This is a genomic window from Paenibacillus sp. CMM36 (genome assembly GCF_053570945.1).
The window spans coordinates 209,604-225,322 of sequence record NZ_JBSEDY010000001.1; the positions used below are offsets into that span (position 1 = coordinate 209,604).

A 15,719-nucleotide genomic window follows, 5' to 3' on the forward strand; every position below is an offset into this window, starting at 1 on the left:
TGACATATAATGAAGGAACAATTAATAGAAGCGGCTCAACCGTATGTGTTAACCATCGTAACTGCCTTAATTGGTTTACTGGCTACCATTGCTACAAGCGCATTGAAGCAAGCACAGAAGAAAGCTACAGAATACTATGTATCCAACACATCTGTTAAAGACCGGGAGTTTTTGCACAAAGTTGGTGTTGAGGCGGTCGCTTATGCGGAATCAGTATTTAAGGACTTCGAAGGTGATAAGAAGCTACAGGAGGCCGGAGACTATGTTATTGGCAGGCTACGGGTAATGGGATTGAATGTAACTGAACAGGAGATACGGGCCGTGATCGAAAAGGCTGTACAAGATTATAATGCAAATGCGAAAAAATCTGCTTAAGGGTAACGGGGTAACAAAAATGGTAACACCATCCCGTTACCCTCCATTAATTATCGTTAAACATATTACAATTAAAATGTGGTAGAATGCTTGAAAACACGCGGTGTGGTTGCGTTTGATATCACTAGATTAAACATATTACAATTAACTGAATTAATGGGCGGCATGATGTAATTAGGGCCTCAAAACCCTGTAATACCGCTATTTAAAGGGCTCCCGAGAGGGAGCCCTTTTCTATAAAATCACATAAAAATCACATTCTCTGCAACGAGTCAGATTTGAAGGATGTCTGAGAAGTGATTTTTAATCTTCGCATTGGCATTTTTCTTCATTTTCTCCGTAACGTGTGTATAGACTTTCAATGTCGTTTTTGCGTCATCATGACCAACTCGCTTCATGATTGTTTTGATATCAACTTCAGCTTCAGTCAGCATCGATATGTGAGTGTGCCGAAAAATGTGAGGAGTAGCTTTCTTTTTAATTGAGGTTTTCTTGAGAATACGTTCCATACGGATTAATATATTTTTTTGAATGAGTGCCGTTCTTGTGGGCAAAAACAAAGTTGTTTTCATGATAATCATCAAATAATTTCTTGCATTCAAGTCTGAAAGCTTGTTGTTTAACAATGTGTCTTTGGAGCAAATTCATAACGTTATCAATTATATTAAATTTACCAATAGATCCTGTAGATTTGGGTGGAGTTAGAATGTATTTACGCATATTATCAGGATTGTAAAGTGTCTTGGTTATTCGTAACTCATTTAATTCAAAGTTAAAGTCCATATCTTTTAAAGCACAGAGTTCCACAGATCGTATCCCTGAAAAGGCAAGCAAGTGAAAGATTTCAATGTCATCAGCTTGTTCAAGATGAAGGATGCTATATTCAACGAATATTTCTAAATACTTATTAACTGTAAATTGACGTTTTGCTTCGCTAATAATGCATTGTTATTAATTTGATACGATATGCTGATCATTTTGATGCGCATCTTCATTAAAGTAATGTTCAAACTGTTTTTGCATTTTATCGGCTACCAAGTGAGTGTGGCGTGAATGCACAATTGCTGTAATGACAAAATAAAGGGAAACTATTGTAAGAAAAAAATAAATTATATTCATCGAAAAACTCCTCTCCGGAAGGTAGATGATCGAAGATGGTATGGTTCCATTTGACTTTATGTGAGCCGTATTTTTATTCTATAAAACTTACTGGTCACTTTTTCTTACCATTCAACTTGATCAAAACGCATGTCTTTATAGTAAAACTCTCTATCATGATCCGTAATCTCCCGAAGAACTCTGCATGGATTTCCAACAGCTATTACATTCGCCGGGATATCCTTAGTTACCACACTACCAGCACCAATTACACTTCCTTTGCCAATCGTGACTCCTGGAACAACAATCGCTCCGCTCCCGATCCATGCCCCATCCTCAATGGCCACTGGTAATGCAAACATCCCGCCTTCTTTGCGCTTTTCTGGATGTACAGGATGATTCGTTACAGCAATCGTTACATTCGGGCCAAACATGACATCATTACCAATCGTAACTTTATAGTCGTCAACCACGGTTAGATTGAAATTGATATATACATTATTTCCTACGGTCGTATTTGAACCATAAGACATGCGAATGGGCGGCTCCATCCATACATTTTCTCCAATGCTTCCAAAAAGTTGTTTCATTAACGTTTTGCGCATTTCAACATCATCTGGATGCAAATTATTAATTTCATAGCATATTGCCTTACCACGCTGGCGTGCTTTTGCCAACTCTGCAGCCTCTTTCGGATAATTAGCATCGTGATCTGTAAATAATTGTTTGCTGGTCATTCTTTCTTGGATATTCATGCCACATTCTCCTTTATACATGCTTATATTTATTAGAGTAAATTGCAAAACCTTATTTATGATCAGGTTTATGCAAAGTTTCTAGTGATGTTGTTAAGCCATTTAAACTGTCGATATCGAATAAAAGCAATGGGAAGTTTAATCATCTCGTCTAGGCTGATGACGATATATAAGAAAATGGGGGGGGACTTGCCAAACAAAAGCACATAGGTAACTAAGCGGTAGAATAATAAGCCACATGACGACAGTATCGCACCAAAATCCAAATTTAGAATCCCCACCAGCCGTGAATATACCCGCTATAGTTGTGGAGTTAAACGATTTGGCTATACAATAATACGCACTAATGTAAAGCATCCCATCTAGGTAACTTTGAGCAGTTGGATTCAAATTGACGATAGAGTATACCAATGGTTTAATGAACAGAATCGTGCAGCCTGCAATGACTCCAAATATCAAAGCATAAAAGCACATTTGGTTGCCCGCATGCTTTGCTTTCTCGATTTCACCCTGTCCCAAATACTTCCCAACAAGTACAGAGCCCCCAGTAGCGATGCCTCCACAGAGAACCACTGCTAGATTTTTAACTACAGACGCTATGGAATTTGCGGCTACCAGATCGGAGTTCACATGTCCAATAATTGCAGCAGTAGCGGTAAGAGCTCCTCCCCAAACCATATAATTCCCCTGTACAGGCAGAGTATATTTTAGGAAATCTTTTAATAAATTACGTTGAATGCCGTCACGTACAGGCAAACGAAAACGAATGGATCCCTTGGTTATGGAATGAATCACACAACACGCTAGTTCAACAATCCGTCCTAAAACCGTGGCAAGAGCTACGGCTGAAATGGCCAGTTCGGGCCTTGATGGGAATAAAATAAAAATGCAAATGGCATTGAAGAAAATGTTCAAAATCAAACATAAGGAACTAATCAACGCACTAAGTTTTGCATTTTCCATACTTCTAATCACACTGAGATACATCTGCGATATTCCCATCACAAGATAAGAAAAGGAATTCATTTGTAAAAACCTTGAGCCGAATCGAATCAGTTCTGCATCATTGGTGAATAAACGCATAAGTGTACCCGGAAGAAAGAAGGAAGATAAAAAAAACAAAATGGAGACACAAAAGGAGAACATGCAAGCGATACTAAGAATGCGCTGTATGGTTGAAGTATCCTTTTTCCCCCAGTATTGCGCAGTGAGGATACTTGCCCCCGCTGACATTCCCATATAAAACAATGTTAATGCAAAAGTAATTTGCCCTGCGAGTGATACAGCTGACATTGCGGATTGACTAATCATGCCCAGCATAACTACATCAACGGATATCACAGTTGCTGATATTAAATTTTGTAATGCAATGGGAATGACGAGCGTCATTAACTCCCGATTAAAATCACGATTAGATCCTTTGAGTTGTATGCGGTTTCTCACCTATCTCCTGTCCTCCCCCACTGATCTACACAATATAAGGATAGGATAATATCATTGTTGTTTCCATTAATATTGGCTATAATTTTATAAAAATCGTATATTTACAAAGGGGGGGGCTCTTTGATGACAAATTTAGAGGTGTTTTCTGATTTATCAGAACGTTTGAATTATAATCTTCCTGATTTACCGCTTTATGTCCGAAAGGGAAGCCTTCATCAATTTAACAATTATGCAGCAGTAGCGCATTGGCATTTGGACATAGAGTTTATCTACATATTACAAGGATCGATGGATTTCTCTGTGAATGGAAGTATCACTCGATTGCATCAAGGGGATGGACTTTTTGTGAATAGCCAACGTTTGCATTTCGGCTATTCTCTTGCAGACCATAAAGATTGTTTATTCCTTGTCGTCGTCATTCATCCCTCTATCCTTGGTGAGAAGCCTTCATTTATTCAAACATACTGGGGGGAAAAGTTTAGTTTAATGATGGCTGATTTTGTTGTACTTACAGATCAGGTTGATTGGCAGCAAAGAATATTACTGTCCATTCAAGAAATCTATCAGGAAATGCATAAGGACCATACTCCTCCAAATCCGCTTCGTCTGGCATCACAAGCTTTATCTTTGTGTGCAACAATAGGGGATCATTTGCAACCCATTTCTGGGCAACCTGGAGTATTGACGCATGTTCAAGAAATGACGCGTTTCATTCATCAAAACTATGATCAAAAAATAACTCTTGAGGAGATCGCTTACGCAGGAGCCGTTTGCAGAAGCCGTTGCTGTACATTATTTAACAAGTATGTGGGCCAGACACCCAACAATTATGTCACTCAATATCGTCTTCAAAAAAGTTGCGAAATGTTAAAAGAAACACGAAGATCCATAAGTGAAATTGCACTTGCCTGCGGTTTTCAAAGTGCTAGTTATTTTTCATCCATTTTTCGTAAACAGATGGGTGTAGTTCCGCAAAATTATCGAAAACAAGTTTCGAATAACGATTCAACTTGAATGGAAGTAATACAAACCGATTTGAAATAATCTGGATTACAACAGTCTTCCAATCAAATATTATTTTTTCAAAAGCGTATTATAGAAATTCAAACAATAAGGAGTACGGACTTTACGTAGAGGAACAACCTGTTTTTTTCACGGAGAGCGCTAACATGCCAGCGTCTTTTTAGATATTTTGGGGCAACATATCCCGCAAAAATTTCATTCTTTATTGATACATGTGATGAGTCTGCTCATAAATCATTTCTTTTTCGGTACATAATAACCATTGGAAGTGCCTGTTTCTGCAACTCAAATGATAAAAGAGCGGGGCAATCACACCATTGCCCCGCTCTTTTACATAATGCAATACCAGTTGACAGACAAGGATCACTGCAAATCCAGTATTTTTTGAATCGTGAGAAGAACACCATTTTCTTCGTTTGACTTAGTAATAAAGTTTGCTGCCTTTTTAGTATTTTCACAAGCATTACTCACTGCAAAACTGTATTTCGCGATTGCCATGAGTTCCACATCATTCTCGCCGTCACCAAATGACATTGTTTCCTCGTATGTGACGCCCAACATTTCTTGCAGTTTCTTTACTGTCTCACCTTTATGCGTATGCAATGCCGTGATATCCAGCCATCTAGCTTCTGAATCAACAATATAAATTTGTCCACCCAACGTATTCTCAACATGCGCTCTTAATGCTGTACTTCGTCCCTCCGTGTCGAAGACCGTAATTTTGATAAAACAGCTATCTATGTTTGCAAAGGAGTCTGTTTTTAATACACGTTCATAGGAGCCTTTAACAACGTTATACATATCTTCTGAAATGGAAGAATGAACGTACGCAGCATCACTAGCACATACAATAAGTGTCATATTGTTGTCGAAGTCTTGAATTTGATCAATCGCCTGTAGAGCTAGATCTCGATCAATACTAAACTCTTTAACTACTTGGCCATCTTTTTTAATTCGAGCAGCACTGTCACCCAATATCCAAACTCCCTTGCCATGTTCGTCAAACAATTTTTCAACACGTTCACATTGTTTACCTGTACATGCGACAAATGTGACTTCTTTTTGCTGCATCTCTGCATAAACTTTTTTGAAAAGTTCGACATCGTACAAACTTTTATTGTTCAGAAATGTTCCGTCTAGATCAGTGACTACAAGTTTAATCATACTTATTACCCCCCTGTTTTTTGTTGGTCTTGTTTATCCTTCTGATTGCAATGATCGACGTATTTCACTTGCATGTTCTCCACCAGAATTTGAACTTTTGCGAATATACAATTGCGCTAATGATAAAATACGAACCCATCAAAACGCACGTGGTCAATATATCCACCTAATATTCCCATCAAATTCGCCTCCTGTGAAATTCATAAAACTCTTTTTTTAAATACTTTATAATGGACATTTAAAATGTCTTTAAAAAAATTCAAAACGAGTTGGTCACATGCTTATCTATGATCTCTCGCTACAAAACAAGATTAAAATATGTAACTGGTTTCATGTCAATAAATTAATTTCAGTACATTTTTCCAAGTTGCCAAGCCACAATTATGATATGTGATCGTTAAAATGCCAGCTGTTTAGGAAGAGGTATTTTAGAGAATATAAGAAGGAAATTGTTGATGAGGCCGATATGTGGTGAATATTTCGTTATTTAAATCACAAAAAATCACATAAAAAATCCTGAAAAATTAAATTGAATAAGGTTGTATAGGGATATTCAAAAAGTAATTCAATTGGGTTAGTTAGAAAAGCCTTACAACCTTTTTTCTAACTACACAACTACTACGTGGGTATATACCATTTGTGTATCCTCTTAAAAATCAGCTCGTGGAAGATCCATAGTGTACTTATATTAAGTGAACTAGTGTAAATGAAAACGGAGTACCTTGATAGTAAAAATACCCACTAGGTAGATACTACATAGTGGGTCTATTAAGATTAGACCAAAGACTTCACCTATATGTCTACATGGAAAGGGGAGGGGATAGGAAGCTTAGATTAAACAGTCTCTTTCAATATATTACGAAAAAAATCACTTTTGTATGGCTTTTTCTTCGGTTAGGGTTTTCATGAGTTGTGAAATGCAGCTTTGTGCTACGCCAAGTAATTTTGCATATTCAATTTGAGTTGAATTAGGTAGTTTTTGTATTAATTGTTCTAGCTGATTTGACCGCCGTCGACCGTTCGGCAGGAATGGGGGCAAAGATCATGCTGATGCCTTGTGCGGTGCTTGTGTTAGTCACCATCATTATATGGTTTGGCACCCGTCGCACCGGTCCTGGACTGACACCACAGAACATCGCTTCAGTCAAGACGGACACAATAAAATTAGACGATTGATGAAGCTAATTGAATAAGTCCGTTAACAAAGAGGGTACTGCACTCCAGATTTCCTGGGAACAGTACCTTCTTTGCGGCCTGTATATTATTGAATCCCATTCGATTGTAGCCTGTCTCGCGAAAACGTATAGTAGAAATAACGATTGTGCTAAACAGTGAACATTAGTTGAATGAAACGGTGACAGTCTAGGACTTTATTTTCTGGTCCCTAGCTGTTGCCGTTTCATTTTTAAGATCCAGTCTAAACTATTACTTTACCCAAGCGGGGTTTCGCCATCATCAACGCGCTTCCGATGTTCCTCCCCAGGTTTCACCCCATATGCGCATTTCCCGAAGTACAGGTATGTACGCCCTTCCTTTATCTGTTAGCGAATACTCAACAGTAACAGGTGAGGTAGGGAACACCTGGCGGTTGATGACTTCATGCCGCTCAAAATGACGCAGGACATCCGTTAAAGACTTGATGCTGACATTGTCTAAATATCTTCGCATCTGATTAAATCGCTGCGGACCCAGACTAAGTAAGGTGAGTACCAAAATAGCCCATTTTCCGCGAACAACCTCCAACGCCTCGCGAATGGAGATCAGACATTGTTCGTCCTCTTTGCTTATATCCACAAAATCATTCCTTACTATAGTATAGTTAGTCTAATTTATTGAGCTATATAAAAATAATGTGTCTACTTTAAAGTAGACACTTAATAATTTATAGTAACACTAAAGCTTATTTAACTGCAATGGTTGAATTTGTTTTGAAGGTGCTACTACTAATTATTTAGAACATCTTGTGCCAACTTGGGGCAAGGTAATTATGGGGAGGAGAGAAGCATGTCCGTTGAACAATCGTCACAGAAGGTGGAGGCGCAGTTTTTCGATGTTATTCAAGATCGGAGATCTGTAAGGTACTATGATTCCGAAGTAAAGATCTCACGGGACGAAATGAAGGATATATTGCAGCTAGCTACACTGGCTCCTTCTGGCGCCAATCTCCAGCCGTGGAGGTTTCTCGTCATCGACTCGCAGGAGCTAAAACAAAAACTGCTTCCGATCGCCAACAGCCAGCAGCAAGTGATTGAGGCTTCAGCTGTCATTGCGATACTCGGAGATTTGGAAGGCTATAAATTGGCCGAGAAAGTTTACGGGATGGCGGTCGATGCGGGGTACATGCCTGAAGAGACAGCTAAATCATTCGTGGAGCGATACCAAAGACTGTTCGCGAGTATGCCTCCAGAAAATGTACTCCGAAAAGTATTTATTGATAGTGGACTGGTATCCATGCAGCTAATGCTTGTCGCCCGTGCAAAAGGCTATGATACGGTCCCGATGGGCGGCTTTGACCAAGTAAAATTTGTAGAAGAGTTTGATATTCCGGCGAGATACGCTCCAGTTATGCTTATCGCCATCGGTAAGGCGGTGAAGCCCGGACACCGGACGGTAAGATTACCGATAGAAGATGTCGCTTTCTTTAATGAATTGCCTAAGGATTGATATTAATCATTCATGTAATATAAAAGAAGCTAAAGGATATGAAATGCACCTCCAATTGTTAACCACTACTAACAATTGGAGGTGCATTTTTGAGTTTTTGCGGAGATCAAGAAACTTCGTAATGAGGTGGCACCTGATCCTTATTGATCATTAATGAGGATGTCCCTGGACATTTGCGCTGTGGGGCGGACCACTATTTCACTTACCCACGCCATTTGGTTGCTCAATTGCGAACGCAATAGCTTTAGCGATAGAGTAGGGGGATAACCCAATGTTCTGATAAGCTTCGAGTTTGGCTTTCATCTCTGAGTCCTTTATGGCGTCCAGGGAATCCAATTGTGTGGATCCAGGTGTGTTTGTGAATCCGGGTGAAACGATCGTTACTCGAAGCTTGTTGCTGGCATCTTGACGCAGGCCCTCTGAAATCGAACGGCAAGCTTTGTCCCCAGACTGGCCTTCGGCTCACTGAACAGTATGGTGTGGAAGACCTTTGAAAAATTTGATTACACTGTGTATAAATAAACCTTAGCTTCATATGTTCTCAATGTAATATTTTGAGTATCAACAAGTGCAGTTTCCGACTTGTAGTTGGAAATCAGTAGTTTTCCAGATTGAGGAATAGAGCTTTCTTTTGGAAAAGAAATACTCGTAGGTTCACCAAAAAAGTTGAGAATTACCACCAGTCGTTCGTTACCCAATGCTCGCTGATAAGCAAAAACTTTCTCATGATTTTCTGCAACAATTGAGTAGTCACCATAAACAATAATGTCATGCTGCTTGCGCAGTTCAATTAGCCGACGATAATAATGAAAAATAGAATCTGGATCAGACAGCGAAGATTCTACATTAATTTGTTTGTAGTTAGGATTAACACCGATCCAGGGCTTACCAGTTGTAAATCCGGCCTGCGGTGAGTCATTCCATTGCATAGGAGTGCGGCTATTGTCGCGTCCTTTGATGTAGATAGAATTCATAATGGAGGCTTCATCTTGGCCTGCAGCCATGTATTCTTTATACATATTGAGGATTTCAATACCCTTGTATTCTTGGATTGTTTCAAAGCGCACATTTGTCATTCCGATTTCTTCGCCTTGGTAAATGTAGGATGTGCCTTGAAGCGTATGCAATAGGGTCGCCAGCATTTTGCCAGACTCTTTATGATAATTCTTATCGTCTCCAAAACGTGAAAGCATGCGAGGTTGATCATGATTATTCAGATACAGGCTATTCTAACCCTTTCCATTCAGTCGAGCTTAAAAAGAATGCTAATGAAAAAAAGTTCTGTTGGGTACACAAGCTGAGCACTTAGCAACGGTCGGTCTAGTAAGAGTTATCTCTGGATATACATATGCAAGAGTGATTCAGGCTACCGAAAATGAGAGAGGGAATCAGTGGTATACTTGGACCAGGACAAGATTGCTCAGTGGGCCAAAGGGGAGATTATGGGTCTTACGAAGATTATATGGTCCAAGGGTATTCGGACGGAACATTTAGACCGAAAGACCATATGAGTAGACAGGAAGGAGCCATGCTTTCTTTGAAAGAGAAAAAATAATGAAAGAAAATATCAAGCTCAGGCAAATACTGCCCGAGTCATTATCCTGAATCCATAAACCGTGCATAACCGTGTTAAAATTGATGTATAAGATGATCCTGATGGAAAAAAAACTCAGATCATTTTTACAGAAGAAGGAAAGCGAGAAGTTGAGTACACTTAACGCCTGGAAACAAGTGCAAGACAAGAAAACCAGCTAATGTTTGTCAAGGGGTACCACTAATATTTTAACGAAACTATACGCCAAGGACATGGCGTATTTTTCTATAAATTGAACGGTATGATCGTCTATAGGTTGAGTACTAAATTCCATATTGTTCAGGAAGTGCGGAGCGCCCGCGCACATTATAGAGCAAATGGTGCATGGGTTGTCACCAATAGCAACTTTACATCACAGGCCTATGAGTTGGCTAAATCCAATAGTGTCAGGCTAATCAGCCGGAATGAATTTGGTAGAGATGCTAGTACAAACGAAAGAAAAATGTTGTCCTCTAAGAAGACAAGTGCTTAATTCAATAACGATGCTGCCTATTGTAGAATTATTACCTTATAAAGAAAATGATTTTGAATATTATTGAAGTGATCCCACGCGAAATTGAGGAATGATTCAACTGTTGAATGAAAGGGGGAATGATCCTTAGCGAATTGGCTCAAGTGCTATTATTTATAACAGAATCTGAATTATTGCCTTAGTAACATACTGAAGAAATTTTACTAATAAGAGTCTAATAGAAAATGTAGGTTGTAACGAGAAAGATCAGCACTGATCTTTTTGTTTCGTTTGCTGTAGGGAGAAACTCTTTGTTGTAAAAGATCCTTATAGGTGATCCTCACAAATAACCGTGGGTAGTAGTACATAAGGTTTGTTGATTGTTTTCTTAGTTGAATTAGAATCGATTTGCTGCAATTCATGTTCCCATTGACTTATATACTCTAGAATAGAAATAAATCTTTTACTTTGAAGGGAGACCGAAACATATGAGGGGTTTGTACTATCATCCTAATCGGATCAAATATAATGGTTCACCAGTGTTAATAGACTCAGGAAAACACGATGCCATATCATTGTTTGTAAAGTTAATAGAACAAATGGCACCAGATGTACTGGAACAATTAGAACATGGCGTTTATGAAAGCTATACACAAGCTTTTCAATGGTATGCAAGTCAAAAGGAACTGACTCCCAATGAAGAGCCGTCAAATTGGAAACTAATAAAAGCAGCCCGCACAGATTACTTTCCTGAATATATGAAATTAAAAGAGAGTCTATACGGCTGGGCTACTAAGTACCACTTAACAGGAGATGGAGACTTGTACCTAAATTTGGCTCTATGGGGGATTGCTAACTATTATGATGACCGGAAAGAGGAATCAAGAAAAGAAAGACAGCTGAATATAAAAAAGCACGCTGAAGATCTTGAAGTCGGTCCGGAGGCTCTTCGCGCAATGTCAATTTACAAATGCTCTTGGCCGTATGAGGAACAGTTATCATTATCAGAGTATCTCTACTTTGAGGACGAACACGACGATATTGAATTAAGTAGAAGTGTCGGTAAACAAGAAAAAATATATCATTCATTTTTTTCGAGATATTTCCCTTTCGTGTTTTCCCCAGAAGATATATTCTGTTTGTCTGGAAACGATAAACCAAATATCCATGCTTTTGAAATGCTTAGAATGTTTGACGAAAGTAAGAGCAATATTATTGAAGCTAAAATCATGGATTCGTCTAAAACTAACTCACTTACACAACCATGGGAGGGCGGGAAGGGTTGGGATCCGCGGAAAGAAACCTGGAAAGAGTTCGAGAGACTCATAGACACATATTATGAACAATATAAAAATCTATATCGTGAACGAACAGAGCAATTCCTTCAAGAACGAGGATATGTAAAAGATAAAGAGAAGAGAAATTTAGAACATTTTAAATGGCTCGTAGATTATCAAATTAAAGGATGGACTCTAAAAGAAATTGCTGATCACTATAGTAAGGTTAGATCTGAGATAATCAACGAGGATACTATTTTCCATGGAATTAAAAATACAGCCAACTTGGTTCTTGTTCATCTAAGATCCTCAAAAAACAAACAAGACACTTGGATTTAACAATTTCAATGATGGCTGTCATTACCACCTAGTAATACAAAGAGGAATAATATATGAAAAAGAAATTATTCTTTGTATCAGCCTTATCTATTAGTTGTTGGGAGCTGTTGTGCTGTTGTCGTGCCGAGTGCGATCTTTGCAAGTGTAACTGATTCTGCCAATATATCCGCTACTGCGACCCAAGATGTTGGTACAACAAATAACTTCTCAAAAATCCAGAAACGTTTTTAATGACACATCCAACAAACAAGATCCAGTAACAAACTGAAGATCGTAAGAGGCGGAAAGGAGGAAGCAAAAGCGAATTATCAAAAATTCAAAAAACATGGCCTAATCGATGGTCTTAGCTGGTTGACTGGAGATAAAGCAGAATAGTCAAAATGGAACCATATGTATTAAGGTTAATTTATCACACTTCCAAAAACTTCAAAGTAGTAGAACCTGCCCTGGGATTTTCTGGGGCTCTTTTTGGTTGTCCTTCCTTACAAAAGCTGCCTCCTTTAAATTTGGACCTTTGCATTTTTTCATGTTTAGGATACCCGGTATCATTTTTTACAATAAGATCAGAGAATGGATCTGGTCGATACTATGAGCTGAAGAAGAACCTATGAAGTATGTGTTTATGGAAAACATCCATTTTTGTTACATAACAAAATCAATTTAGAACATAATATGCTTGCACAAAAATAATCCTTAGAGGTGATTTAATGAACAATTCAGAAAAACAATTTCAGATAAAATCCTATTCCAGCACAGAATCTCAGAGGGTATTAGAATATTGGACGCTAGAAAGAATAACATGAATTAATATAGGCAAATGAAATTTTCTGAACAGGGAACAAACCATGTTATAAAATAAGAGTTAAGTTCAGAAACGTTTATCGGCGAGAATCAAATCCAGTTTTTTCACTTCATTACGCTCTAAAATGAAAGCGTTGACATGTATTTCAACCCACTATATACTTAGCTTAATTAAATGAATAGCACTAGGATTGTTACTGTTACGCAGGCAAAACCTAAGGAACAAAATGTTAAGATCCAAGGATCTTATGTATTTTGTTATACTTAGGTTTTTTTGTTTATAGAGAGAGGGAGGTTAAATACAAGTGGTTTCGGCACTCTGCTGAAGCCATTTTCTTCTATTTATGGGGTCACATCTGAGAGGAGCGATAAACTTGGAATACAAATATGAGCTGGTCCAGGTAGACAATCATTTTCCGTTAAAAATTATAGTTCATTCCTCCAATGAACCAGCATACATACCTGGGCATTGGCACGATAGCATCGAAATATCCTATGTACTTTCAGGAAGAATTGACCATATCTATATTGATGGTGCGAGCTATAGCTCCAAAGAAGGAGATATTGTGCTCATTAATTCGAATGCTATTCATTCCTTTTCTGTGGCTAAGGGAAAAGGAAGAGAGGCCATAACCGTTCTGATTCCTTCTGAATTTATTAGAGCAAATGTCAACGGCAGTAACCCCATTTCATTTGACTGTATATCCATTTTCGAAACTAACGAGCAGAGATTACAGCATTTTGCGGAGCTGCGTGATTTGCTAAACACCTTATTTGTGGCTTATCTCAATCAGCATAATGACTCTTTAGCACATATCCATTTAACATCGCTATCTTATAAACTGGTGTATCTGTTATTAATGCATTTTAAAATGGACAATGAATCTATCCCCGGCTTTAACTCTGATAAATATTTGGAGCGGCTGACGCTGATAACCAATTATATCAAAGAGAATTACGATCAAAGCTTATCCCTGGATTCCATAGCCCAGGTTTTTGGACTATCTCCCGAATATTTGTCCCGTTTTTTTGTGAAGCATGTAGGGATGACTCTATTTCAATATATCAATGCCATCCGTCTGGAGAGATCTTATCGTGTTCTTATGAATACGGATCATTCCATCATACAAATTGCGTTGGAGCACGGTTTTCCGAACGAGAAGTCTTTTGCCAGGGTATTTAAGAAGGTTTTCCAGGCAACACCGCATCAATATCGAAAAGAGAACAAGAGGTATTCTGGAGCAAGGAGTCAGTAATTGACCTGAATTAGGCTAATAAAAGACAGGATGCAAATGAAAAAGATTATTAAAATAAATAATGTAAGCGTTCTATTAATGGATCTGGGAGGTAAGACATCATGTTTAAACGGTTTCAAAAGGCTGCTATGACAACTATGTTACTCACTTTAGCTATCGGTACGACTCTTGTTTTCAGCTCCGGTGCATGGGCCAAGGATGTAAAGATACAGCCCACCTCATACCGGACGGTTGCGGAAGTTAAGGATTGGGGAGCAGCCATTACGAAGATCATTGTTAACCTGGGTAAGCCAGTCCCTAAAGATGCGATAACTAAGGATACATTTAAGGTGCATGTGGGAAGAAGCGACAATCGGTTGTTAAATCCCTTTATTGAAAATGGCAACCGGAAAGTCACCAAGGCCTATGTATCGGACAAAAGTGGCAATCCTGTAAATAAAACCGGAAGCTATGTTGTATTGGAAATGGAAATCGGTCCGACATTAACACTAAGCTCCGCTATTCATTATGATGCGGCAGGCTCCGGGTTTAATGCATGGAATGATAACAAATACACGATCACGCAGCAAAAAGCTATTAAAACCAAATCCGGAACGATTTCCGATTTGAAGATTGATACTTCCGCAGGACAGATACGGAAGTTGGTTGATCAATTTGCGACCGGTAAATCTACTTTTGATGGAGTTACTTTAACCTACGCAGACTATGCACCGGCAAAAGACAAAGTGAAAAACCCTTTGGTGATCTGGCTGCATGGTATGGGTGAGGGAGGTACCGATCCAACGATTCCGATTGCCGGAAATAAAGCAGCAAATTTTGCCTCTAAGGATATCCAATCCTATTTTGGCGGGGCTTATGTGCTGGCACCTCAGACCCCAACCTACTGGATGGATGGCTTTACAAGCTTTGGGGACGGAACCTCCAAGTATGAGCAAGCATTGATGTCCTTAATTAAGGATTACGTGGCCCAAAACAAAGACATTGATACAGATCGAATCTACATTGGTGGAGACTCCAACGGTGGTTACATGACTATGCTGATGATCCGTGACTATAAAGATTATTTTGCAGCAGCTGTGGTTGCATGTGAAGCCTTGAAGGATAGTTTTATAACCGATGAACAGATTAACGAAATGAAGGACCTGCCGATCTGGTTTGTGGCTGCCAAAACCGACACCGTGGTTCCGCCCAACGATTATACGGTTCCGACTTACAACCGTTTAGTGAATGCTGGAGCAAAGGATGTTCATATGTCGTTATTTGATAACGTAGTGGATACCTCTGGTTTGTACAAGAAGAGCGACCAAACACCGTATGAATACAACGGCCATTGGTCTTGGATTTACGTATATAACAACGAAGTATTGAAGGTGATTAACGGAAAGAAAACAACGATGATGCAATGGCTTGCCTCCAAAACATTGGACTGAAAGATAGCATGAACCAAAGCGTTGAGCTTGGACGTAGCAGTAATAGTAA

The 15,719-nt window shown here is 38.9% G+C and carries 13 protein-coding genes and 1 pseudogene; 8 read left to right on the top strand and 6 right to left on the bottom strand.

Going from position 1 to position 15,719, the window contains the following annotated elements:
* The first annotated feature begins 9 nt into the window (after nucleotides 1–9).
* The gene (locus ACWA2B_RS01110) at nucleotides 10–375 is read left to right on the top strand and encodes a phage holin, LLH family (protein ID WP_449291608.1); all 366 of its coding nucleotides are present in this window, start codon (nucleotides 10–12) and stop codon (nucleotides 373–375) included.
* Nucleotides 376–647: 272 nt separating this feature from the next.
* On the opposite strand, the gene ACWA2B_RS01115 is transcribed toward ACWA2B_RS01110, so the two are convergent.
* The 3 genes from ACWA2B_RS01115 to ACWA2B_RS01125 all read right to left on the bottom strand — a co-directional run bounded on the left by ACWA2B_RS01115 (nucleotide 648) and on the right by ACWA2B_RS01125 (nucleotide 3,671).
* Nucleotides 648–956, bottom strand: coding sequence for a tyrosine-type recombinase/integrase (locus tag ACWA2B_RS01115; RefSeq protein ID WP_029516300.1), 309 nt, complete (start codon nucleotides 954–956; stop codon nucleotides 648–650).
* A 642-nt stretch (nucleotides 957–1,598) separates the two neighbouring features.
* Entirely contained in the window at nucleotides 1,599–2,228 is a 630-nt protein-coding gene (locus ACWA2B_RS01120) for a sugar O-acetyltransferase (RefSeq protein WP_340931623.1), read from the bottom strand.
* Nucleotides 2,229–2,366: 138 nt separating this feature from the next.
* The gene (locus ACWA2B_RS01125; protein WP_449291609.1) at nucleotides 2,367–3,671 is read right to left on the bottom strand and encodes an MATE family efflux transporter; all 1,305 of its coding nucleotides are present in this window, start codon (nucleotides 3,669–3,671) and stop codon (nucleotides 2,367–2,369) included.
* Nucleotides 3,672–3,794: 123 nt separating this feature from the next.
* On the opposite strand from ACWA2B_RS01125, the gene ACWA2B_RS01130 reads away from it, so the two are divergent.
* Nucleotides 3,795–4,685 carry an AraC family transcriptional regulator gene (locus ACWA2B_RS01130; protein WP_340931626.1) on the top strand — a complete coding sequence of 297 codons (891 nt, stop codon included), beginning with the start codon at nucleotides 3,795–3,797 and terminating at the stop codon, nucleotides 4,683–4,685.
* 372 nt (nucleotides 4,686–5,057) lie between these two features.
* Here ACWA2B_RS01130 and ACWA2B_RS01135 read toward each other — a convergent pair whose 3' ends face one another.
* Entirely contained in the window at nucleotides 5,058–5,858 is an 801-nt protein-coding gene (locus tag ACWA2B_RS01135; protein WP_029516304.1) for a Cof-type HAD-IIB family hydrolase, read from the bottom strand.
* Nucleotides 5,859–7,313: 1,455 nt separating this feature from the next.
* Nucleotides 7,314–7,652 (bottom strand): winged helix-turn-helix transcriptional regulator, encoded by a 339-nt coding sequence (locus tag ACWA2B_RS01140; protein WP_307348518.1) that lies wholly within the window; start codon nucleotides 7,650–7,652, stop codon nucleotides 7,314–7,316.
* Between the two features lie 210 nt (nucleotides 7,653–7,862).
* On the opposite strand from ACWA2B_RS01140, the gene ACWA2B_RS01145 reads away from it, so the two are divergent.
* On the top strand, nucleotides 7,863–8,522 hold the full coding sequence (locus ACWA2B_RS01145) for a nitroreductase family protein (protein ID WP_029516306.1): 660 nt from the start codon (nucleotides 7,863–7,865) through the stop codon (nucleotides 8,520–8,522).
* Between the two features lie 503 nt (nucleotides 8,523–9,025).
* Here the strand turns inward: ACWA2B_RS01145 and ACWA2B_RS01150 are convergent.
* Nucleotides 9,026–9,751: pseudogene (locus ACWA2B_RS01150) on the bottom strand (alpha-amylase family glycosyl hydrolase); the annotation flags it as partial.
* A gap of 233 nt (nucleotides 9,752–9,984) precedes the next feature.
* Here ACWA2B_RS01150 and ACWA2B_RS01155 point away from each other — a divergent pair.
* From ACWA2B_RS01155 to ACWA2B_RS01175, 5 genes are all read left to right on the top strand, one after another.
* Nucleotides 9,985–10,077 (top strand): S-layer homology domain-containing protein, encoded by a 93-nt coding sequence (locus tag ACWA2B_RS01155; RefSeq protein ID WP_373459275.1) that lies wholly within the window; start codon nucleotides 9,985–9,987, stop codon nucleotides 10,075–10,077.
* 280 nt (nucleotides 10,078–10,357) lie between these two features.
* Entirely contained in the window at nucleotides 10,358–10,588 is a 231-nt protein-coding gene (locus ACWA2B_RS01160) for a restriction endonuclease (protein WP_080658594.1), read from the top strand.
* Nucleotides 10,589–11,055: 467 nt separating this feature from the next.
* Nucleotides 11,056–12,183, top strand: a complete 1,128-nt coding sequence (locus tag ACWA2B_RS01165; RefSeq protein ID WP_029516308.1) for a hypothetical protein — start codon at nucleotides 11,056–11,058, stop codon at nucleotides 12,181–12,183.
* A 1,175-nt stretch (nucleotides 12,184–13,358) separates the two neighbouring features.
* Nucleotides 13,359–14,240 carry an AraC family transcriptional regulator gene (locus ACWA2B_RS01170; RefSeq protein ID WP_449291610.1) on the top strand — a complete coding sequence of 294 codons (882 nt, stop codon included), beginning with the start codon at nucleotides 13,359–13,361 and terminating at the stop codon, nucleotides 14,238–14,240.
* Nucleotides 14,241–14,341: 101 nt separating this feature from the next.
* Nucleotides 14,342–15,670 carry a prolyl oligopeptidase family serine peptidase gene (locus ACWA2B_RS01175; protein ID WP_449291611.1) on the top strand — a complete coding sequence of 443 codons (1,329 nt, stop codon included), beginning with the start codon at nucleotides 14,342–14,344 and terminating at the stop codon, nucleotides 15,668–15,670.
* Nucleotides 15,671–15,719 lie beyond the last annotated feature (49 nt).

Coding starts and splice junctions, on each gene's coding strand:
- ACWA2B_RS01145 (WP_029516306.1), top strand. CDS start 7,863: ATGTCCGTTGAACAATCGTCACAGAAGGTGGAGGCGCAGTTTTTCGAT.
- ACWA2B_RS01130 (WP_340931626.1), top strand. CDS start 3,795: ATGACAAATTTAGAGGTGTTTTCTGATTTATCAGAACGTTTGAATTAT.
- ACWA2B_RS01115 (WP_029516300.1), bottom strand. CDS start 956: ATGATTATCATGAAAACAACTTTGTTTTTGCCCACAAGAACGGCACTC.
- ACWA2B_RS01110 (WP_449291608.1), top strand. CDS start 10: ATGAAGGAACAATTAATAGAAGCGGCTCAACCGTATGTGTTAACCATC.
- ACWA2B_RS01165 (WP_029516308.1), top strand. CDS start 11,056: ATGAGGGGTTTGTACTATCATCCTAATCGGATCAAATATAATGGTTCA.
- ACWA2B_RS01120 (WP_340931623.1), bottom strand. CDS start 2,228: ATGAATATCCAAGAAAGAATGACCAGCAAACAATTATTTACAGATCAC.
- ACWA2B_RS01135 (WP_029516304.1), bottom strand. CDS start 5,858: ATGATTAAACTTGTAGTCACTGATCTAGACGGAACATTTCTGAACAAT.
- ACWA2B_RS01160 (WP_080658594.1), top strand. CDS start 10,358: ATGATCGTCTATAGGTTGAGTACTAAATTCCATATTGTTCAGGAAGTG.
- ACWA2B_RS01175 (WP_449291611.1), top strand. CDS start 14,342: ATGTTTAAACGGTTTCAAAAGGCTGCTATGACAACTATGTTACTCACT.
- ACWA2B_RS01155 (WP_373459275.1), top strand. CDS start 9,985: ATGGTCCAAGGGTATTCGGACGGAACATTTAGACCGAAAGACCATATG.